Origin of the sequence: Pseudoxanthomonas sp. F37, assembly GCF_022965755.1 — a bacterium.
Taxonomy (GTDB): Bacteria; Pseudomonadota; Gammaproteobacteria; order Xanthomonadales; family Xanthomonadaceae; genus Pseudoxanthomonas_A.
Genome location: NZ_CP095187.1, coordinates 1,666,243 through 1,688,316 on the forward strand (window position 1 = coordinate 1,666,243; position 22,074 = coordinate 1,688,316).

Annotated in this window: 11 protein-coding genes and 1 tRNA gene; 9 read left to right on the top strand and 3 right to left on the bottom strand. The window is 66.9% G+C overall.

Annotated elements, in window-relative coordinates; translation table 11 throughout:
- The first annotated feature begins 53 nt into the window (after positions 1-53).
- Both MUU77_RS07780 and MUU77_RS07785 read left to right on the top strand, forming a co-directional pair.
- Positions 54-2,921 (top strand): RHS repeat-associated core domain-containing protein, encoded by a 2,868-nt coding sequence (locus MUU77_RS07780; RefSeq protein WP_245093496.1) that lies wholly within the window; start codon positions 54-56, stop codon positions 2,919-2,921.
- A gap of 146 nt (positions 2,922-3,067) precedes the next feature.
- Positions 3,068-3,439: a hypothetical protein gene (locus tag MUU77_RS07785; protein WP_245093498.1), complete on the top strand. Its 372-nt coding sequence runs from the start codon at positions 3,068-3,070 to the stop codon at positions 3,437-3,439.
- Between the two features lie 831 nt (positions 3,440-4,270).
- Here the strand turns inward: MUU77_RS07785 and MUU77_RS07790 are convergent.
- Positions 4,271-4,417: a hypothetical protein gene (locus tag MUU77_RS07790; protein WP_162109167.1), complete on the bottom strand. Its 147-nt coding sequence runs from the start codon at positions 4,415-4,417 to the stop codon at positions 4,271-4,273.
- 155 nt (positions 4,418-4,572) lie between these two features.
- Here MUU77_RS07790 and MUU77_RS07795 point away from each other — a divergent pair, with 155 nt between their 5' ends.
- The 5 genes from MUU77_RS07795 to pbpC all read left to right on the top strand — a co-directional run bounded on the left by MUU77_RS07795 (position 4,573) and on the right by pbpC (position 16,952).
- On the top strand, positions 4,573-6,195 hold the full coding sequence (locus tag MUU77_RS07795; protein ID WP_245093500.1) for an FMN-binding glutamate synthase family protein: 1,623 nt from the start codon (positions 4,573-4,575) through the stop codon (positions 6,193-6,195).
- Positions 6,196-6,256: 61 nt separating this feature from the next.
- Positions 6,257-6,331 (top strand) — tRNA-Val (locus MUU77_RS07800).
- A gap of 290 nt (positions 6,332-6,621) precedes the next feature.
- Positions 6,622-9,312, top strand: coding sequence for a DNA gyrase subunit A (gene gyrA, locus MUU77_RS07805; protein WP_245093502.1), 2,691 nt, complete (start codon positions 6,622-6,624; stop codon positions 9,310-9,312).
- 137 nt (positions 9,313-9,449) lie between these two features.
- The gene (locus MUU77_RS07810) at positions 9,450-14,348 is read left to right on the top strand and encodes an alpha-2-macroglobulin (protein ID WP_245094304.1); all 4,899 of its coding nucleotides are present in this window, start codon (positions 9,450-9,452) and stop codon (positions 14,346-14,348) included.
- 231 nt (positions 14,349-14,579) lie between these two features.
- Positions 14,580-16,952, top strand: coding sequence for a penicillin-binding protein 1C (pbpC, locus tag MUU77_RS07815; RefSeq protein ID WP_245093504.1), 2,373 nt, complete (start codon positions 14,580-14,582; stop codon positions 16,950-16,952).
- 406 nt (positions 16,953-17,358) lie between these two features.
- On the opposite strand, the gene MUU77_RS07820 is transcribed toward pbpC, so the two are convergent.
- Positions 17,359-17,838 carry a peroxiredoxin gene (locus tag MUU77_RS07820; RefSeq protein WP_245093512.1) on the bottom strand — a complete coding sequence of 160 codons (480 nt, stop codon included), beginning with the start codon at positions 17,836-17,838 and terminating at the stop codon, positions 17,359-17,361.
- Positions 17,839-17,986: 148 nt separating this feature from the next.
- Here MUU77_RS07820 and MUU77_RS07825 point away from each other — a divergent pair, with 148 nt between their 5' ends.
- A complete protein-coding gene (locus MUU77_RS07825) occupies positions 17,987-18,430 on the top strand; it encodes an Hsp20/alpha crystallin family protein (RefSeq protein WP_185896423.1) in 444 nt (147 codons plus the stop codon).
- 133 nt (positions 18,431-18,563) lie between these two features.
- Positions 18,564-19,451: a DnaJ C-terminal domain-containing protein gene (locus MUU77_RS07830; protein WP_245093520.1), complete on the top strand. Its 888-nt coding sequence runs from the start codon at positions 18,564-18,566 to the stop codon at positions 19,449-19,451.
- Between the two features lie 303 nt (positions 19,452-19,754).
- On the opposite strand, the gene MUU77_RS07835 is transcribed toward MUU77_RS07830, so the two are convergent.
- Positions 19,755-21,941: a M3 family metallopeptidase gene (locus tag MUU77_RS07835; protein WP_245093521.1), complete on the bottom strand. Its 2,187-nt coding sequence runs from the start codon at positions 21,939-21,941 to the stop codon at positions 19,755-19,757.
- Positions 21,942-22,074: the final 133 nt, after the last annotated feature.

Sequence of the window (22,074 nt, forward strand, 5' to 3'; positions counted from 1 at the left end):
ACACGCTGGCGCGGCCGACAATATCAAGAGCCTACGGCCGAACAGTTCAGACCTTGACCTACAACACCGACGGCACCGTCGCCACGGTGAAGGATGGCAACAACAACGTCACCACCCTGAGCAACTGGAAGCGGGGTATCCCGCAAAGCATCCGGTACCCAGCCACCGCCGAATCGCCAAGCGGGGCGACGCAGTCTGCGGTGGTCAATGACAGTGGCTGGATCACGTCGGTCACGGACGAGAACGGCTACGTCACGGGCTATGGCTATGACGCCATGGGGCGGTTGGCGAGCATTGTCTACCCCACGGGGGACACGACGGCGTGGAGTACCACCACTTTCACCCTTGAGTACCGAAACGTCGCCGAACACGGCTTGCCGCCGGGCCACTGGTTGCGCCGTCAGATCACCGGCAACAGCAAAACGAACACGTTCTATGACGCACTGTGGCGGCCCGTACTGGTGCATGAGTTCGATGCGGCCGATGTCGAGGGTACCCTCAGGGCGACCAGCACTACCTACGACGCGATGGGTCGTGTGGTCTTCCAGTCTTATCCTTCCTCTGTCAGGGTCCCCGCAACAGTCGGCACCTGGACGGAATACGACGCGTTGGGCCGCACCACCTCGGTCACGCAGGACAGCGAGCTGGGCACATTGACGACGCTGACCACCTATGCGGGCGACAGCGCGGGCCCCTACACCCGCGTGACGGACCCCCGGGGAACCCAGACGGTCACCCGCTACCAGATGTTCGATCAGCCGACCTATGACTTCCCGGTGCTGGTGGACATGGCGCAGAACAGGTCCGAGCGGGCGGCGGTGGACATCACCCGCGATGTGTTCGGCAAGCCGCTGTCCATCAGGAAGCGGAACAGCGCCAATACCGTCTCCTTGACGCGCAGCTATACCTACAACGCCTACCAGGAGCTGTGCCGCTCGGTGGAGCCGGAGACAGGCGCCACCCTGATGGGCTACGACGGGGCTGGCAACGTCCTGTGGAGCGCGGCCGGACTGCCGGCCGGTCAGGCCTGCGAAGCCGCAGGTACCAGCGCCCCCGTCGCCGCGCGACGCACTGACCGCACCTACGATGCCCGCAATCGCCTCAAGACGCTGACCTTCCCGGATGGGCGGGGCAACCAGAGCTGGACCTACACGCCCGATGGTCTGCCCGCCGGCATCACCACCTACAACGAGACGGGCAATGCCTACCCGGTGGTGAACGCCTACAGCTACAACAGGCGGCGCCTGCTCACCTTCGAAACCTCGGGCCAGACGGGGTGGTACACGTGGGGCCTGGGGTATACGTACAACGCCCATGGACACCTGAGCGCCCAGTCGTATCCGGACGGGCAGAGCGTGTCCTATGCGCCCAATGCGCTGGGCCAGCCGACCCAGGCCGGGACCTATGCCACCGGGGTCAGCTACTACCCCAACGGGGCGATCAGGCAGTTCACCTACGGCAACGGCATCGTTCACACGATGACCCAGAACGCCCGGCAATTGCCGGCACGCAGCACCGACGCGATCGGCAGCAGCAAGCCGCTGGACCTGGGCTATGCGTACGACGCCAATGGCAATGTCGGCAGCATCACCGATTACCTGGCCGGCGCGCGGCAGACGCGGGGCATGGGTTACGACGGGCTGGATCGCCTGGTCCAGACCACCTCCAGCATGTTCGGCACGGCCAGCTACGGGTACAACGTGCTGGACAACCTGACCTCGGTGAAGGTGAGCGGCGGCAGCCTGGCGCGCGACCATACGTACGTCTACGACGCGAGCAACCGGCTGGTCAACATCAAGAACACCGTCGGCGGCGCCACCGTGGTGGGGCTGGGGTACGACCTACAGGGCAACCTGGCCAACAAGAACGGGCAGACGTATTCGTTCACCTACGGCAACCGGCTGCGGGCGGCGCCGGGCAAGGAGACGTACCTGTACGACGGGCACGGTCGGCGGGTGGAGAGCCGGACCACCAACTACTCGGTATGGCAGTACAGCCAGTCCGGGCAGGTGATGTACTCGCACGATGCGCGCAACAACCGGAAGACGAACTACATCTACCTCGGGGGCAGCCTGGTGGCCCTGCGCGAGCAGCCCATGTCCGGTGGCACGACGGTCACGGTCAAGTACCAGCACACCGATGCACTGGGCACGCCGATCGCGGTGACGGATGCGGCCAAGGCCATCGTGGAGACCTTCGAGTACGAGCCTTACGGTCAGCTGGTGAACAGCGCACTGAAGGACGGACCGGGGTTCACGGGGCATGTGCAGGATGCGGCCACCGGGCTGACGTACATGCAGCAGCGGTACTACGATCCGCAGGTGGGGTCGTTTCTCAGTGCGGACCCCGTGACGGCATTTAGTGAACCAGTGGGGCAGTTCAATCGTTACCGGTATGCAAACAACAATCCCTATAGGTTTACTGACCCTGATGGACGACGCGTAGACTGCGATGGTCGCACTTGTCAGATAAACAGTCGAACAGTGGGCGAGTTTGTGTTCGCCGATATGCCAACTTATGCTGGAATCGTACTTCGCACCGAAGCCACGATGTATGTGCTGCAGCAGCTGAATGCTGTCCTGAAAGTGGCGAATACTCTATCTCAGTTGAGTGAAGGTACGTCTGAAGCTGCGCCGGAATTGCCTACCGAGATCATTGGTGATTCTCCTAGAGCCACCGGCAAGAATGGTGGTACCGCAATCGGAACATCGTTGCCGGGGGGAAGTTTGAGGAAACCGTTGAGGGGCTCACAGGTGGTACTCTGGGAGAGCCAGATGAAAAAGGAAGAAGCGTGGCGCCTAATAAGGTCTCAGTGCGCACGGGTGGCCGTAGTGGCCCCAGAATTGATATACCGGCGAATGGCGCAAAGCCGCCTGAGATCATTCATTTTCCGGAAGATACGCCCATCCCAGATTATCTAAAGCCAAAAGTAAAATGAAGACGCTGGGGTACTAAGAAGCTAAGGATTGCTACATAGTTCTATGAAGTACATGTACCAGTTTCATTTGGGGGTAGCTGTACGCCTGAGTAGGGTGCTTCGAGTCGACAAAGAGAGGAGTCAGGAGTCATGGCAACACATCGGCTTGGTAGGGATACAACGAGCATTGATGAACTCGTATGGAACGGCGAGGGATTTGGCGACGTGGCTGCCGACGCTATGTGGTCCGAACTTTCGTCCCAACTGAAGCTGATTGCGATTGCTGAGCTACATGCAGGGAACATTCCGGTAGATATTCTCAGGAATGAAGCTCGCGAGATCGTGGTGCTCTCCTTTCAGAGGCCCCCTATCTCTCAACCCCCTTTGGGCTCGAGCGTCAAAGTTCATAGGAGATTTGCCGATGGCAACTATTGCTACGATGGCACCCTCTGCACCTACGAAGATTTAGAGTCTGGTGATTTTTTGGCCTTCAATGATCCGGACTATGTCGAAGATGCTTGACGGTGATTTCTTAAGTTGCGCCACTTCTGGCCATCTCGGGAAGCCGCGCGCGGCATCGATTGGTTCAAGTCTGGGAGCCATGCTGATCCTGTCTGGACGCAGCCAGCGAGTGGCCTCCCGGAGCGTGATTGAGGGTCATAGGTTTGGGGGTAAACCCCTCTCTGATTCATCCTTCCCTGCGGCCACTGGAGGACGGGAGCTCGCTCGACCAGCGGTTTGCCTACTGCATTGGGGCGGAACGGGATCCCCATGTGGGCTAGCATCTTGCACTGGGCGGAGCCGCTGGTCCCGGCTGCCTGTTTTTCAACTTCGCCAAGCGTCAGTCAAGTGCTGGGCGGGGCGACCGCAGGAGCGACGAGAGGTGGGGATGGTATATGGCAGGACGGCAACGTGCGGGCTTCCACTTTAGAGCCAGGTAGAGGCGCGGCCGGATAAAATGGGGAAAGGAAATTCCTCCTTCGTCCTGATAGCAGGGCGAAACAGGTAGCTAAGCCCTGTTGAGAACAAGGCGTAACAGTGGGGCCAGGTTCTCGGAGCAGTACGCGCGAGCGCGCGGGTGCCTATGACTTAGGTAGTAGGCGGCGGTGGCAACCCTCGCCAGCAGTGGACCGGCCCCGATGACCGGAGCAGGGTCGCCCCGCCGCCCTGGGAGGAGTCAAGCGCGCAGGCTCCCAGAACCCATTCCATTAGTAAGGTGAGTCGCGGTGGCGGCTCACCGAAAGTGAGTCAGATCGTGAGTCAAAACCCATTCAAGATCAGTTACATACCCATTGAATCAATGGGCTGCGGCATTCTTTCGGTTTAAGCTCCGGCACCAGCCCGCCGATGCGCTCAGCGCGGCGGCCGCTTCTCTTCCTCGCGCACTTTCTTGCGTACGAACATCGCCACCGCGAAGGCGATGCCCACCATGACGATGCTGCCGCCGATGGCCAGCCAGCCCACCGGTTCCATCAGGATTTCGCGCAGGACAGGATGCATGTCGGTATCTCCCCGGTTGTGGTGGCGCCAACCTCGCACCCCGGGCGCGGGCGGGCATTGATCAGGATCAAACCCGCGCATCCGGCAAACCGCGCCTGCGGCGTGCGGTCGCAGGGCATCGCATAGAATCGGGGCTGGCCCACGGGAGACGCACGATGCAGCGATACCTCGCCTATGCCGCCACGCTGTTGCTCGCGGTGGCGATGCTGGTACTGGCGGTGTTCTGGCCGGTCGCCTGGTGGGGCGTGGCGGTCTTCGGCGCCCTGGCGCTGCTGGGCACCTGGGACCTGCTGCAGACCCGCAGCACGCTGCGACGCAACTACCCGGTGCTGGCGCACTTCCGATACGGGTTGGAATCGGTCGGCCCGGAGATCCGCCAGTACTTCATCGAGGGCGATACCGCCGAGGTGCCGTTCTCGCGCCAGCAGCGTTCTCTGGTCTACCAGCGCGCCAAGGGCGTGATGGACGTGGTGCCGTTCGGCAGCCAGCAGGACGTGTACGGCGTGGACTACGAATGGATCAACCATTCGATGGCGCCCACGCACGTGGATTCGCACGATTTCCGCGTGGTCATCGGCGCGGCCTCGGCGCAGCCGTATTCGGCCAGCGTGTTCAACATCTCGGCGATGAGCTTCGGCGCGCTGTCGGCGAACGCGGTGCGCGCGCTGAACGAGGGCGCGCGGCGCGGCGGCTTCTACCACGACACCGGCGAAGGTTCGATTTCGCCCTATCACCGCGAAAAGGGCGGCGACCTGGTCTGGGAGATCGGGTCCGGCTATTTCGGCTGTCGCGACGACCGGGGCCGCTTCAGCGAGGAGCGCTTTGTCGAGAACGCGCGCGCGCCGCAGGTGAAGATGATCGAGCTGAAGCTGTCCCAGGGCGCCAAGCCCGGCCACGGCGGGGTGCTGCCGGCGGCGAAGGTCAGCGCCGAAATCGCGGCCACCCGCGGCGTACCCATGGGGCACGACTGCGTGTCGCCGGCGTCGCATTCGGCGTTCTCCACACCGGTGGGGTTGCTGCAGTTCATCGCACGCCTGCGCGAACTCTCCGGGGGCAAGCCGACCGGCTTCAAGCTGGCCATCGGCCACCCGTGGGAGTGGTTCGGCATCGCCAAGGCCATGCACGAAACCGGCCTGCTGCCGGATTTCATCGTGGTCGATGGTGCGGAAGGCGGCACCGGCGCGGCGCCGGCCGAGTTCATCGACCATGTGGGCGTGCCGATGCACGAAGCGCTGCTGCTGGTCCACAACACCCTGGTCGGGCTGAACCTGCGCGACCGCGTGCGGGTGGGTGCGGCCGGCAAGATCATCAGCGCCTTCGACATCGCCCGCACCATGGCGATGGGCGCGGACTGGTGCAATGCCGGGCGCGGCTTCATGTTCGCGTTGGGGTGCATCCAGTCGCAGAGCTGCCACAACGATCGCTGCCCCACCGGGGTGGCCACCCAGGACCCGGCGCGCTGGAAGCATCTGGACGTGGCCGACAAGTCGGTGCGCGTGCAGCAGTTCCACGACAACACCCTGAAGGCGCTGCGCGACATGCTGTGCGCGGCGGGACTGGAACACCCGCAGCAACTGGGACCGGAACACATCCTGCGCCGCGTGTCGCCCATCGAGGTGCGTTCGCTGGCGTCCCTCTACCGGTTCCTCGAGCCGGGCGAGTTGCTGGACCGGGTGCCCTCGCATGCCGTGTTCCGCGACTTCTGGGCCGAGGCCCGCAGCGACGCGTTCGCGCCACCGCGGCGGGTCAGCGCCCTGTGCGATACCAAGGACCGCTGAGCCCCGGGGTGCGTTGACCGCATCCCCGCTCCCCGTTTATCATGCGCGCCCCGACGAATTCGGGCGGTTAGCTCAGCGGTAGAGCACTGCTTTCACACGGCAGGGGTCACAAGTTCGAAACTTGTACCGCCCACCAGTACTACGCAAAAGCCCGGCCCCGGCCGGGCTTTTGCGTGCCTGGGGTCCGCCATCGGGGCCCGCCAGCGGCCCGACCGGCGGCATCCTGCGCCAGCGCGCGTTCCGCGGCGCCATAAGTGCTTGTTTCAGCGACTGAAAAGGCCGGTCGGGCAGGTCCGGTGTGATACACTCCGCAGGTTGCAGAACCCGCCGGAATCCCCGCCTGTCGCTGCCTCGCCGGCCCCCGCCGGCTAGGCCCGTTTGGGCCCGGATCCAGGCCCGAGACAACCCAAGAAACACGGAACCCGAATGGCCGATACCGCCAAGGAAATCATCCCCGTCAATCTCGAAGACGAGATGCGCCGCAGCTACCTGGATTACGCCATGAGCGTGATCGTGGGGCGCGCGCTCCCGGATGTCCGCGATGGCCTGAAGCCCGTCCACCGGCGCGTCCTGTTCGCGATGAACGAACTGGGCAACCACGCCAACAAGCCGCACGTGAAGTCGGCCCGCATCGTCGGCGACGTGATCGGCAAGTACCACCCGCACGGCGACCAGTCGGTCTACGACACCTTGGTGCGCATGGCCCAGCCCTTCTCGCTGCGCTACATGCTGGTCGACGGCCAGGGCAACTTCGGCTCGGTCGACGGCGACGCCGCGGCGGCCATGCGTTACACCGAAGCGCGCATGGCGCGCCTCACCCACGAACTGCTCGCCGACATCGACAAGGAAACCGTCGATTTCCAGCCCAACTACGACGAGAAGGAACAGGAGCCGACGGTCCTGCCGACCCGCTTCCCGAACCTGCTGGTCAACGGCTCGGCCGGCATCGCGGTGGGCATGGCCACCAACATTCCGCCGCACAACCTGTCGGAAGTGGTCAATGGCCTGATAGCGCTGATCGACAACCCGGAGCTGGATGTCGACGGGCTGATGCAGTACATCCCGGGCCCGGATTTCCCCACCGGCGGCATCATCAACGGCACCGCCGGCATCGTGGCCGGCTACCGCACCGGCCGGGGCCGCGTGCGCATGCGCGCCAAGGCCGACATCGAGGTCAACGACGACAACGGCCGCGAGTCGATCATCGTCACCGAGATCCCGTACCAGGTGAACAAGGCGCGGCTGATCGAGAAGATCGCCGAGCTGGTGAAGGAGAAGAAGCTCGAAGGCATCAGCGAGCTGCGCGACGAGTCCGACAAGGACGGCATGCGCATCTACATCGAGGTCAAGCGCGGCGAATCGGCCGAGGTCGTCCTCAACAACCTGTACCTGCAGACGCCGATGGAATCGGTGTTCGGCATCAACATGGTCGCCCTGGTCGACGGTCGCCCGCAGCTGCTCAACCTCAAGCAGATGCTGGAAGCCTTCGTGCGCCACCGTCGCGAAGTGGTCACCCGCCGGACCATCTTCGAACTGCGCAAGGCGCGCAACCGCGCGCACATCCTGGAAGGCCTGACCGTCGCGCTCGCCAACATCGACGAGATGATCGAGCTGATCAAGACCTCGGCCAACCCGCAGGAAGCGCGCGAGCGCATGCTGGCCAAGACCTGGGAGCCGGGCCTGGTGGGCGCGCTGCTGGCGGCCGCCGGCGCCGAGGCCTCGCGTCCGGAGGACCTGCCGGCCGCCATCGGTTTCGTCGACGGCCGCTACCAGCTCAGCGAAGCGCAGGCCACCCAGATCCTGGAAATGCGCCTGCACCGCCTGACCGGCCTGGAGCAGGAAAAGCTCACCGAAGAATACCGCCAGCTGCTGGAGACCATCGCCGGCCTGATCCGCATCCTGGAGAATCCGGACGTGCTGCTGCAGGTGATCCGCGACGAGCTGCTGAACGTCAAGGCCGAGTTCGGCGACGAGCGCCGCAGCGAGATCCGCCACAGCGAAGAAGACCTGGACATCCTGGACCTGATCGCGCCGGAAGACATGGTGGTCACGCTGTCGCATGCGGGCTACGCGAAGCGGCAGCCGGCCAGCGCCTACCGCGCGCAGAAGCGCGGTGGCCGCGGCCGCAGTGCGGCGGCCACCAAGGAAGAGGATTTCATCGACCAGCTGTGGCTGGTCAACACCCACGACACGCTGCTCACCTTCACCAGCAGCGGCAAGGTGTTCTGGCTGCCGGTGTACCAGTTGCCGGAAGCCGGTTCCAATGCGCGTGGCCGTCCGATCATCAACTGGATCCCGCTGGAGCCCGGCGAGAAGGTCCAGGCCGTGGTGCCGGTGCGCGACTACGAGGAAGGCAAGTTCGTCTTCTTCGCCACGAAGCACGGTACGGTCAAGAAGACCCCGCTCACCGAGTTCGCCTTCAAGCTGGCGCGCGGCAAGATCGCGATCAACCTGGACGAAGGCGATGCCCTGGTCGGCGTGGCGCTGACCGATGGCGAGCGCGACGTCATGCTGTTCGCCTCCAACGGCCGTGCGGTGCGCTTCTCCGAGTCGCTGGTCCGCGCGATGGGCCGCACCGCCACCGGCGTGCGCGGCATGCGCCTGGTGGCCGGCGCGGATGCGGAGGTCGAGGGAGACCATGACGACGGCGAGGCCGGCGAGACCGACGGCGCGCCCTCGCTTCCCGAAGCCGGCTCCGAGGTCGTCAGCCTGGTCGTCGTCGACGGCGATGGCGACATCCTGACCGCCAGCGAGCGCGGCTACGGCAAGCGCACCCCGGTGGCGGACTATCCGCGCAAGGGGCGTGGCACGCGTGGCGTGATCGCGCTGAAGACCACCGAACGCAACGGTCGCCTGGTCGGTGCCATCCAGTTGTCCGACCATCACGAGGTGCTGCTGATCTCCGACGGCGGCACGCTGGTGCGCACCCGCGCGGCGGAAATCTCGCAGGTCGGTCGCAACACCCAGGGCGTCACCCTGATCCGCCTGTCGGATGGCGAAACGCTGCAGGCCGTCGAACGCCTGGACGCCTCGCTGGACGAGGACGAGGCGGGCGAGGGCGTGGTGGGGACGGCCGCGGTTGCGCCGGAAACCACCGACACGCCGCCCGAGGCCTGACCGTCCGCCGACAGGGAAGTGCGGGGCGTTGACCCCGCCACTTCCATTTGCGCGTTCTATACTGCCGGTACGACCACGGCAGGGAATGGCACATGGGATCGGCAACTGGCAACACCCCGAACGCGCGCACCCGCTGGATGCGCGCGTTTTTCATTGGCCTGATGGCAGCGTCGGCACTGGCCGGCTGCAAGCGCAACGAGTCGGGGCAATTGCCCGAAGCCAGCGGCCAGCCGATCAAGGCGCAGGCTGCCAGGGTGGAAGGTTTCGCCCTGGTCGGCGCCTATCCCGACCAGCATGACGGCGACCTGGCCATCGCGCTGGAGTTCAGCCGGCCCCTGGTCGGTTCGCAGGACTTCGACGCGCTGCTGGTGGTGAAGGACGCCAACGGCGCCGCGGTGAAGGGCAGCTGGGTACTGGACGACAAGGGCCGGGTGCTGCGCTTCCCGTCGGTGGAGGCGGCGAAGGACTACGAGGTCACCCTGAAAGCCGGTCTGTCCGCCGCCGACGGCACGCGTCTGGGCAAGGACGACACCCGCAAGGTGCACACCGGCGAACTCGACCCTGCCGTGGGTTTCGCCTCGCAGGGCAGCGTGCTGCCGGCGCGCGAGAGCCGGGGCCTGCCTGTGGTGTCGATCAACGTGCCGGAAGTGGACGTGGAGTTCCTGCGCGTCACCGAAAAGCAACTGCCGAAGTTCTTCGCCGAATACCAGCGCGGCGGCCGCCGTGGCAGCTGGGACCTGGACAGCGAGTACGGCGACAGCACGCCGCTGGGCAAGCTGGCCGAGCCGGTATACCTCAACCGCTTCGTGCTGGGCGGCAAGCCCAACGAGCGCGTGCTGACCTACCTGCCGATCCAGGACATCCGCGAACTGCAGGATCCGGGCCTCTACTTCGCGGTGATGAAGCGCACCGGCAAGTTCGCCGGCGAGTTCGAGACGGCCTTCTTCACCGTCAGCGACATCGGCCTGCACACGCGCGCCTACAAGGACAAGCTGTTCGTCCACACCGCGTCGCTGCAGGACGGCTCGGCCACCGGCAGCGTGGAACTGAAGGTGCTGGACGCACGTGGCGAGGCCATCCTGGCCGGCAAGACCGACGGCAACGGCAATGCGCTGCTGAACTACACGCTGGACGCCGGCCATGTGCTGGTCGCCACGCGCGGCAAGGACGTGTCCATGCTGCCGTTCAACCAGCCGGCGCTCGACCTGTCCGAATTCGCCGTCGCGGGCCGTGAGCAGGCCTGGTTCGACGTGTTCGCTTGGTCCGGGCGCGATCTGTACCGCCCCGGCGAGACCGTACGCATCTCCGCGCTGCTGCGCGACAACGACGGCAGGCCGGTACCGGCGCCCAAGCAGGGCGGCGGCCAGCCGGTGTTCCTGCGCCTGAAACAACCCGACGGCAAGGTGTTCCGCGAGACGCGCCTGCAGCCGGGCGCGCAGGGGTATCTCAGTTTCGAGCAGGCCATCCCGACGGAAGCGCCGACCGGTCGCTGGCAGGTGGAGTTCCGCACCGACCCGGCCAGCAAGGAAGCGGTGCAGGGCATGACGCTGCGCATCGAGGAGTTCCTGCCCGAGCGCATGAAGCTGGACCTGGACGCGGCGCAACCCGTGCTGAAACCGGGCCAGGCGCTGAAGCTCAAGGCCACCGCGGCCTACCTGTACGGGGCGCCCGCCAGCGGCAACCGCTTCACCGCCAAACTCGCCGTCGCGGTGGAGCAGCATCCGCTGGAGCAACTGCCGGGTTACTTCTTCGGCGACCCGACGATGGAGCTGCCGAAGGACGCCAAGGACATCATCGATACCACGCTGCCCGAGAACGGCGTGCTGCAGGAAGACATCGCGCTGCCCGCCGAGGCCAAGCCGCGCAGCACCATCGCCGCCCTCGTGTCCGGCAGCGTCTACGAGACCGGAGGCCGCACGGTGAACCGCACGCTCAAGCGCGTGCTGTGGCCGGCCGATGCGCTGGTCGGCATCCGCCCGCTGTTCGACGACAAGGACGGCGCGGATGCGAACGCCAACGCGGGCTTCGAACTGGTGCGCGTGGATGCCGCCGGCAAACCGCGGCCCGGCAAGGGCCTGAAGGCCACGCTGGTGCGCGAACTGCGTGACTATCACTGGAACTACGACGAGGACGGCGGCTGGGATTACGACTTCACCCGCCGTTTCGAGAACAAGGACACGCGCACGCTGGAGCTGGGCACGGGTGCGTCGAAGATCGATTTCCCGGTGGAATGGGGCGAATACCGCTTGGACGTGTTCGATCCTGCCACCGGCCTGACCACGCGCTACCCGTTCCGCGCCGGCTGGAGCTGGGACGACCAGAACCGCGGCCTGGATGCGCGCCCCGACAAGGTGAAGCTGGCGCTGGACAAGACCGGCTACAAGGCCGGCGACACGCTGAAGGTGACCGTCACCCCGCCGCATGCGGGCAAGGGCCTGCTGATGGTCGAGAGCGATCGCATGCTGTACGTGCAGGCCATCGACGCCAAGCCGGGCAGCACGTTCTCCATCCCGGTGACCAAGGACTGGGAACGGCACGACATCTATGTCACCGCGCTGGTGTTCCGCGGCGGCTCGGCGCCCAGCAGGATCACGCCCGCGCGCGCGGTCGGCGTGGCGCATGTGCCCATGGACCGCCGCGACCGCCGCGTCGCCGTCGGGCTGTCGGTGCCCAGGCAGATGCGTCCGGAGCAGAACCTGCCGGTGACCGTCAGCGTGCCCGAGCTTGCCGGCAAGCTGGCGCACGTCACCGTGTCCGCGGTGGACGTGGGCATCCTCAACATCACCCGCTTCCCCGTGCCCGATGCCAACGCGCAGTTCTTCGCCCAGCGCCGGCTGGGCGTGGACGCCTACGACATCTACGGCCGCGTGATCGAGAGTTTCGAAGGCGGCAGCGCCAAGATCCGCTTCGGCGGCGACATGGCGCTGGCCGCGTTGCCGCAGGCGAAGCGGCCCACTTCGCGGGTGCAGACGGTGGATCTGTTCTCCGGGCCGGTGAAGCTGGACGGCAAGGGCAATGCCCGCGTCGCGCTGAGGGTGCCCGACTTCAACGGCACGCTGCGCGTGTCGGCGCTGGTGTATTCGGACACGCACTACGGCAACCGCGATCGCGAGACCGTGGTGCGCGCGCCCATCGTGGCCGAGGCCAGCCTGCCGCGCGTGCTGGCGCCGGGCGACAGGAGCACGGTGACCCTGGATGTGCAGAACTTCACCGGCAAGGCCGGCGCGTTCAAGGTGCTGGTGAACGGCGAAGGGCCGCTCGACATCGGCGAGGGCGGCCGCACGGCCGATCTGCCGGCCGATGCCAAGCGCACGCTGACGTTCCCGATCGTGGCGGGCGAGGGCTACACCACGGCACAGGTGCGCGTGCGCGTGGAGGGCAACGGCTTCAAGGTCGACCGTCGCTACGACGTGCCGGTGCGCGCGGGCTGGCCGGCGGTGCTGCGCTCGCGCACGCAGGTGCTCGACAGCCTGGCACCCGTGGAGATGGGCGCGGGCTTCGCCGACGGGCTGATGCCGGGCTCGGTGACCGCGCGCATGACGGTCAGCGCGCTGCCGCCCATCCCGTTCGCCAGCGCGCTGAAGGGCGCGCTGGAGTATCCCTACGGCTGCGCGGAGCAGACCACCAGCAAGGGGTACGCTGCGCTGGAACTGGACGATGCCACGGCGAAGATGCTGGGCATCGACGGTCTGGACGCCAGGAAGCGTCGCGAGCGCATGGAGGGCGCGTTCGGGCGGCTGGCGTCGATGCAGGTGGCCAACGGCCATTTCTCGATGTGGGGCAACGACGACTACGTCAATCCGGGCTTGACGCCGTACATCGCCGAATTCCTGCTGGACGCGCGCGAGGGTGGGTTCGCCGTACCGGAGACGGTGCTGCAGAAGGCGCTGACGCGGCTCAACGAGGACTTGCTGGCCGGCGGCGCCCAGTTCTACGGTTACGACCGGCGCGACCACCTCAAGTTCGCCAACCAGGCCTACGCCGGCTACGTGTTGGCACGCGTCAACCGGGCGCCGCTGGGCACGCTGCGCGCGCTGTACGACAACGAGCGCGGCAAGAGCCTGACCGGCCTGCCGCTGGTGCACCTGGGCATCGCGCTGACGCTGCAGGGCGACAAGGCGCGCGGCGCGAAGGCGATCGCCGAAGGCTTCGCCAGGACAGGCGACCGGCCGGAGTACCTGGGCGACTACGGCACCAGGCTGCGCGACGATGCGCTGATGATCGCGCTGGTGCACGAGCGCAAGCTGGCCAGGCCCGAGTACGACCGACGGGCGATTTCGCTGGGGCGCGAGCTGGATGCGCGTCGCAACAGCGGTTGGCTGTGGTTGAGCACGCAGGAACAGGTGGCGCTGGCCCGCCTGGGCAAGGCGCTGATGGTGGACCAGAAGAAGCTGGTGTCGGGGCAGTGGAGCATCGGCGGCGAGTCGCAGGCGGTCGCCCCCGTGCGCCTGTTCGGCCGCAGCGTCGATCACGCCGCGCTCGCCCGCGGCCTGCGCTTCACCCCGGAAGGTTCGCCGCCGCTGTACGCCTCGCTGGATGCGGCCGGCATCCCGCGCAGCGCACCGGCGCCGGACAACCGCCAGGTCGGCATCGAGCGCCGCTACTACACCACCGACGGCAACGAGTGGAAGGGCGGCACGCTGAAGGAAGGCGAGGCGCTGATCGTGCGCGTCGGCATCACCCCCCACGTCGCCATGCCGGATGCGCTGTTCACCGACCTGTTGCCGGCGGGGCTGGAGATCGAGAACTTCAACCTGGGCGACGCCAGGCAGTGGGCCGAGGTGGTGGTGGATGGCATCGCCATAAGCGACCGCGGCAGCGCGGCGGACGTCAAGCACGAGGAATTCCGCGACGACCGCTACGTGGCGGCGCTGAAGCTGGAACGTGGCAGCACCGCCAAGGTGTTCTACCTGGTGCGCGCGGTGACGCCCGGTACCTACACCGTGCCGCCGTCGCTGGTGGAGGACATGTACCGCCCGGACATCCGCGGCGTCGGCAAGGCCTCGCCGGCGACGATCACGGTGGTGCAGCCATAACGCCCGTATTCCTTATCGTCATCCCGGCGAACGCCGGGATCCATCTTGATCTTCTGTACCGTCTGCCATGAAGGTGTGGAGCAGGATCGAACCGGATTCAAGCGTGCGCCGGAATGACGGGTGCGGAAGGGCGAAAGGCTTTTCGGCCACCATCGTCATCCCGGCGAAAGCCGGGATCCATGTTGATCCTCGATGATTTGGGCCGTGATGGTGCATCGGAGAAAAGGCAAGATGGATTCCAGCGTGCGCTGGAATGACGGGCCGCAGCCGCGACGTTGGCCTTCCTGGCTGCGATGGTCGATGGTGGCCCTACTTGTCAGCCTGCTGACGCTCGACCTTGCATTCCCGCCACCACTCCCCAAGACCCGCGACACCAGCACGCTGGTCGTCGCACGCGACGGCACACCGCTGCGCGCCTTCGCCGACCGCGACGGCGTCTGGCGCTATCCCGCGTCGCCGGACACGGTATCGCCGCTCTACCTGCAGGCGCTGCTGAACTACGAGGACCGCTGGTTCTGGCAGCACCCAGGCATCAATCCCTGGGCCCTGGTGCGCGCTGCGGGTCAGTTCCTCAGGCACGGGCGGGTGGTCTCCGGCGGCTCCACGCTGACCATGCAGGTGGCGCGCATGCTGGACCGCCACTCGCGCACGCCCTGGGGCAAGGCCAAGCAGATGCTGCGCGCGCTGCAGCTGGAAGCGCATCTGTCCAAGCGCGAGATCCTCACGCTGTACCTGGAGCGCGCACCGTTCGGCGGCACCATCGAGGGCGTGGACGCGGCCAGCTGGGCCTATCTGGGCAAACCCGCATCGCGTCTGTCGCATGCCGAAGCCGCGCTGCTGGCGGTGCTGCCGCAGTCGCCCAGCCGGCTGCGCCCTGATCGCCATCCGGAGGCGGCGCGTATCGCGCGCGACAAGGTGCTGCGGCGCATGGCCGACCTTGGCGTCTGGTCGAAGGCCCAGGTCGACGACGCACGCATCGAACCCGTCGTCGCCCGCCGCCTGCAGGCGCCGCTGAGTGCCGCGCTGCTGGCCGAACGCCTGCGCCGCCAGCAGCCGCGCGCCTCGCGCATCACCTCCACCCTCGACGCGGGCCTGCAGCGCACCCTGGAGGAACGCGTGCAGGGCTATTTCTCCGCCTTGCCCCCACGCACTTCCGCGGCGCTGCTGGTGGTCGACAACGCCACGATGGAAGCGCGTGCCTATGTGGGCTCGGTGGCCTTCGGCGATCGCGAGCGCCTGGGACATGTGGACATGGTGCAGGCGTGGCGCTCGCCCGGCTCGACGCTGAAGCCGTTCCTGTACGGGCTGGCGCTGGATGACGGGCTTATCCATTCCGAAAGCCTGCTGGTGGATGCGCCGCAGTCGTTCGGCGGCTACCGGCCGGGCAATTTCGACGCCGCGTTCAATGGTCCGGTCGGTGCGGCCGATGCCCTACGACTCTCGCTCAACGTGCCCGCGGTGGACCTGCTGGATCGCGTGGGGCCGGCGCGGTTCTCCGCGCGACTGGCGAACAATGGCCTGGTGCTGCGCTATCCGCGCGGCGCGCAGCCCAACCTGTCGTTGATACTCGGCGGTACCGGTGCGCGGCTGGAGGACCTGGTGGGCGCGTACGCAGGGCTCAATCGCGGCGGACTGTCGGGCCGCGTCCGCTACACGGCGCACGACGCTTCGTCCGATCGGCGCCTGCTCTCGCCCGGCGCTGCCTGGATCATCCGCGAGATGCTGGAAGCGCACCCGCGCCCCGGCTACGGTAGCGGCATGCTGGACACCGGCAACCGGCCGCGCGTGGCCTGGAAGACCGGCACCAGCTATGGCTTCCGCGACGCCTGGGCGCTCGGCGGCACGCGTCGTTACACGGTCGGCGTGTGGGTGGGCCGGCCCGATGGCACACCGCTGCCGGGGCAGTACGGCGCGGTCACGGCACTGCCGCTGATGTTCGAGGTGATCGACAGCCTGCCGCGCGCGCAGGGCGATGCCGGGCCGATGCCGCCACCGCCCGACGTGGTGGAACAGGCGATCTGCTGGCCCTTGGGAACGCTGGCGGACGCGGAATCGCCGCAACTCTGCCAGCGCAGGCGCGATGCGTGGACGCTGGCCGGCAATGTGCCGCCCACGTTCGCAGAGCGTGACGCGCGCCTGTGGAGCGCCGGCCGCGAGCGGTTCGAAGTGGATGCGCGGACCGGCCAACGTCTTTCCGGCGAGTGCGCGCGCCCGCATGACGCGCGCAGCACGGAGATCGCGCGCTGGCCGGCCTTGGCGTCGCCGTGGCTGCCTGCGCGCGAGCGGGCGGCGTCGCGTCTGCCGCCCTTGTCGCCGGACTGCCAGCCCGACGGGCGCGATGCGGCCGAGGAACTGCGCATCGAGGGGCTCAACGATCTTGCCACGCTGGCGCGCGCGCCCGGCAGCGGGCATGGCGTCCGGCTGCAGTTGCGTGCGCTGGGCACCGACACGCGCGTGCAATGGTTGCTGGATGGCCGCTGGATCGCGGAGACACAGGGGGCGCAGGCGTTCCAGCAGGATTTCGCCGAGACGGGAACGCACCAGCTCACCGCGCTGGCCGACAGCGGTGCATGGGCGAGGGTGCGGTTCAACGTGTTGCAGTAGAACGACGGAACGCGCGCACCGCTCGTAGGAGCGGGCCATGCCCGCGATGCTTTTGCGTGGAATGGCGGAAAGGCATCGCGCCCAAGAGGCGCTCCTACAAAGAAGGGCCATGCCCGCGATGCTTTTGCGTGGATGGCGGAAAGGCATCGCGCCCGAGGGGCGCTCGTACAAAGAACCAGGAAGCCGCAAGCTCTGTAGGAGCGGGCCATGCCCGCGATGCTTTTGCGTGGATGGCGGAAAGGCATCGCGCCCGAGGGGCGCTCCTACAAAGAAGCGGGAGGCCGGAAGCTCTGTAGGAGCGGGCCATGCCCGCGATGCTTTTGCGCGGAAAGGCGGGAAAGGCATCCCGCCCTTGTACCCCGTTGGGCATGAAGGGCGCTCCTGCCATGCAGCGATGCGCCTGGACTCAGCCGATCTGTTCCAGCACATGCTCCGCGCCGGAGACCTTGTACTCGCCCGGCGCCTCAACGAACACGTTCTTCACCACGCCATCCTCCACGTACAGCGCGAAGCGCTTGGCGCGGATGCCCATGCCGTAGGCACTGGCGTCCATTTCCAGGCCCAGGGCCTTGGCCAGGTCGGCGTTGCCGTCGGCCAGCATCTGCAGGCCGTCAGGCACATGCTGGGTCTTGCCCCAGGCCTGCATGACGAACGGGTCGTTGACCGAGACGCAGAACACCTCGATGCCGCGGCTGCGGAATGCGTCGAAATGCTGCACGTAGCTGGGCAGGTGCTTCTCCGAGCAGGTGGGGGTGAACGCACCGGGTACGGCGAACAGCACCGCCTTGCGGCCATCGAACAGGGTGGTGGTGTCCACCGTCTCCACCCCCTCGCGGATGCGCTTGAGGGTCACCTCGGGAATGCGTTGGCCAACCTGGATGCTCATGGGGGTGCCTTGTGTGGACGGAAACTGAATGCAGTGTAGCGCGTCCCCGTGGCCGGCCCGTGACGATCTTGAAACGTGCCGGGGCGCGCCTATGTTCGGCTCATCGGCGGCGGCACGCCCGGCGCCATTTCCAAGAGGAGACACCGACATGAGCATCGTGCAGTACAACCCGTGGGGCAACGCCCGTGGCCTGCAGGACGAGATCAAGCAGGTCTTCGACCGCTTCCTGGGCGAGGCCGACGCGGACCAGTCCAACGTGGTGACCAGCCAATGGGCGCCGCGCGTGGACATCCGCGAGGACAACGACCGTTTCGTGATCCTGGCCGACATTCCGGGCGTGGATCCGAAGGACATCGAGATCCACATGGACAAGGGCATCCTAACCCTGCGTGGCGAGCGTGCGGCGGAGAAAAAGGACGAGGGCACCCGTTTCTCCCGCGTCGAGCGCGTCTACGGCACCTTCTACCGCCGCTTCTCGCTGCCCGACAGCGCCAATCCCGACGGCATCACCGCCACCGGCAGGCACGGCGTGCTGCAGATCGACATCCCCAAGAAGCCCGAGACCACGCCGCGCCGCATCCAGGTGCAGTGAGTACCGCGGCCCGTCGCCGACACGGCGGGCTGGCGGGCGGAGCGATAGAATCGGCCCGTGGCGCCCGCGTCGCGGGCCTTTTCTTTGCGGACGCCCTGCCTGCAGGGCGTCCGCGTGATCGTGCGGAGATCCCATGCAATTCAAAGACTATTACGCGGTGCTGGGCGTGGAGCCTTCCGCGGGCGATGCCGAGATCAAGACGGCCTACCGGCGCCTGGCCCGCAAGTACCACCCGGATGTCAGCAAGGAGCCCGGCGCCGAAGAACAGTTCAAGGCCGTCAACGAGGCCTACGAGGCCCTGCGCGACCCGCAGAAGCGCGCCGCCTACGACCAGCTGCGGGCACGCGGCTACCGGCCGGGTGAGGAGTTCCGCCCGCCGCCCGATTTCGGGCGCGGCGGTCCCGGTGCGCAGGAGTTCGACTTCGAGGAGATCTTCGGCGGCGCCGGGGGCGGCAGCGGCGGATTCAGCGACTTCTTCGAGGGCCTGTTCGGCCGGCGTGGCAGGGCGGAGGCGCCTTCGCAACGGGGACCGCAGGGGCCCCGCGACTCGCGCGCCAAGCTGGCGGTACCGCTGCAGGCGGTGCACGACGGCGGCAGCGTGCGGGTCAACGTCAACGGGCGCCAGCTGGACGTGCGGGTGCCCACCGGCGTCAAGCCCGGGCAGGTGATCCGCCTGGCCGGGCAGGGCAGCCAGGGGGGCAATCTGCTGCTGGAGGTGGAGTACGCACCGCATCCGCAGTTCGAAGTGGATGGCCGCAACATCATCCACGTGCTGTCACTGACGCCCTGGCAGGCGGCCCTGGGTGCCACGCTCAGCGTGCCCACGCTGGGCGGTGCGGTGGACCTGAAGATCCCGCCGGACTCGGATACCGGCCGCAAGCTCCGCCTGCGCGGCCGCGGCCTGCCCGGCACGCCGCCCGGCGACCAGATCGTCGAGCTGGAAGTCACCGCGCCGCGGGCGGAAACCGAGGAGCAGCGCAAGGCCTATACCAAGCTGGCCCAGGCCTTCGGACACGCGTGAGGCGACACTAGTCCCGATGTAGGAGCGGGCCATGCCCGCGATGCTTTTCCAACATCCCGTTTCAAGAGCATCGCGGGCATGGCCCGCTCCTACAGGGTTCTGGAGGCTGGCGAAAATTTCGCCATGGATCTTGACAGGCCCGCCGTGCAAGGCGGGCACGCGGTTATCCACAGATTCGTGCACGCGTCATCCACATCCGCTGTGGAAAACCCGCTGTTGCCGACGGTGCCATCCCAGCCCTGAAAGCACCACGCCACCCGGAGGTGGCGTGGTGGACAACCGGCAATGGCGCCGTCGTGGACCTCAGCGTGCCTGTCGGGGCGCCGCTGCATTCTCGGGCGCGGTCAGGCCACGCTTCTCCAGCAGCGGTTCGATCTTCGGATCGTGACCGGCGAAGTCGCGGAACAGCTTCATCGCGTCCTGGCTGCCGCCCTGCGACAGCAGGGTCTTGCGGAAGTGGTCGCCGTTCTCGCGCTTCAGGCCGCCATTGTTCTTGAACCACTCCACGCTGTTGGCATCCAGCACTTCCGACCAGATGTAGGCGTAGTAGCCGGCCGAGTAGCCGCCCATGATGTGGCTGAAGTACGGGGTCTTGTAGCGCGGCGGCACCGGCGTGTAGTTGATGCCGTCGGCGGTCAGCGCGCCGGCCTCGAACTTCATCACGCCCGTGGCGTCGGGCACTTGGTCGGCGGTGATCTGGTGCCAGCGCTGGTCCAGCATGGCGGCGCCCAGGTACTCGGTGGTGGCGAAGCCCTGGTTGAACTTGGACGCGGCGATCACCTTGTCCAGCAGCGCCTGCGGCATCGGCTCGCCGGTCTTGTGGTGCTTGGCGTAGTTGGCCAGGATCGACGGCCAGTCCGCCCACATCTCGTTGACCTGCGACGGGTATTCCACGAAGTCGCGCGGCACGCTGGTGCCGCTGAAGTAGGGGTACTTCACGTCGGAGAACATGCCGTGCAGCGCATGGCCGAACTCGTGGAACGTGGTGGTCACTTCGTCCCAGGTCATCAGCGTGGGCTCGCCGGCCGGCGGCTTGGGCACGTTCAGGTGGTTGGCGACCACCGGCTTGTCGCCGGTCAGGCCCGACTGCGACACGTACGAGTTCATCCACGCGCCGCCCCGCTTGGAGTCGCGTGCGTACGGGTCGAAGATGAAGATCGCCAGCTGCGAACCGTCGGCGTTGAACACGTCGTAGGTCCAGGTGTCGGGGTGGTACTTGGGCAGGTCGGTGCGTTCCTTGAACGTCAGGCCGTACAGCTGGTTGGCGGCGAAGAACACGCCGTTCTCCAGCACGTTCTTCATCTCGAAGTACGGCTTGAGCTGCGATTCGTCGAAGTCGTACTTCGCGGCGCGGACCTTTTCGGAGTAGAACGCCCAGTCCCACGGTTCCAGCGCGAAGGTCGGCTGGCCCTTGGCCTTCTGTTCCTGGTCGATCATCGCCTGCAGGTCGGCGGCCTCGCGCCTGGCGTTGGCGACGGCGGCCGGTGCCAGCTTGCCCAGCATCGCGTTGACGGCTTCCGGCGTGCGCGCGGTCTGGTCTTCCAGGCCGTAGGCGGCGTGGTTGGGGTAGCCCAGCAGCTTCGCGCGATCGGCACGCAGCTTCATGATGCGCGAGACCAGCGCGGTGGTGTCGAACTCGCCGCCGCGGCTGCCGCGCGCCACCGAGGCCTCGTGCAGGCGCTGGCGCAGGGCGCGATCGGTCAGCTGCGACTCCGGCGGCTGGCCGGTGGTGTTGAGCAGGGTCAGCACGTACTTGCCTTCCAGGCCGCGCTTCTTCGCGACTTCGGCGGCGGTGGCGATCTGCGCTTCGGTCAGGCCGTCGAGCTGCTTCACGTCGTCGACGACCACCGCCGAGGCGTTCACTTCCTTCAGCACGTTGTCGCTGAAGGTGGTGGCCAGCGAGGCCAGTTCGGCGTTCATCTTCTTCAGCGTCGCCTTGTCGGCGTCGTTGAGGTTGGCACCGGAGCGGACGAAGCTGGTGTGGTAGCGCTCGATCAGGCGCACGCCTTCCGCATCCAGGCCCAGGTCGTTGCGCTGGTCGTACAGCGCCTTGATGCGGGCGAACAGCTTGGGGTTCAGGCTGATGGCATCGCCATGCGCGGCGAACTTCGCCGAGTAGTCCGCGCGCAGCTTGTTGCGCGCATCGTTGGTGTCGGTGCCGACCAGGTTGAAGAACACGGTGGTGGCGCGGTCCAGCACCTGGCCGGACTTCTCCATCGCGACGATGGTGTTCTCGAAGGTGGGCGCGGCCGGGTTGTTGGCGATGGCGTCCATCTCCTTCAGCTGCTCGGCCATGCCGGCGTCGAAGGCGGGAGCGAAGTCGCTGTCCTTGATCCTGTCGAACTGCGGGTAATGCAGCGGCAGCGGGCTTTCGGCGAAGAAGGGATTGGCGGCCTGGGTGGCCTGGGTGGCCGGCGTGGCGGCCTGGCTGTAGGCGGGCATGGCAAGTCCGAGGGTCGCGGCGAGCGCGATGGCGAGACGGGTGGTCATGAAGCACGACATCCTGACGGGTAGATTCCCAAGGGTAACCCAGGGGGGAGGGCCGGACCCATGACGAAAGGCATGGGCGGCGGGGAGGGCAGGGCCTCAATCTGCGGCAGAATGCGCCAAGCGCCCCTTGCGG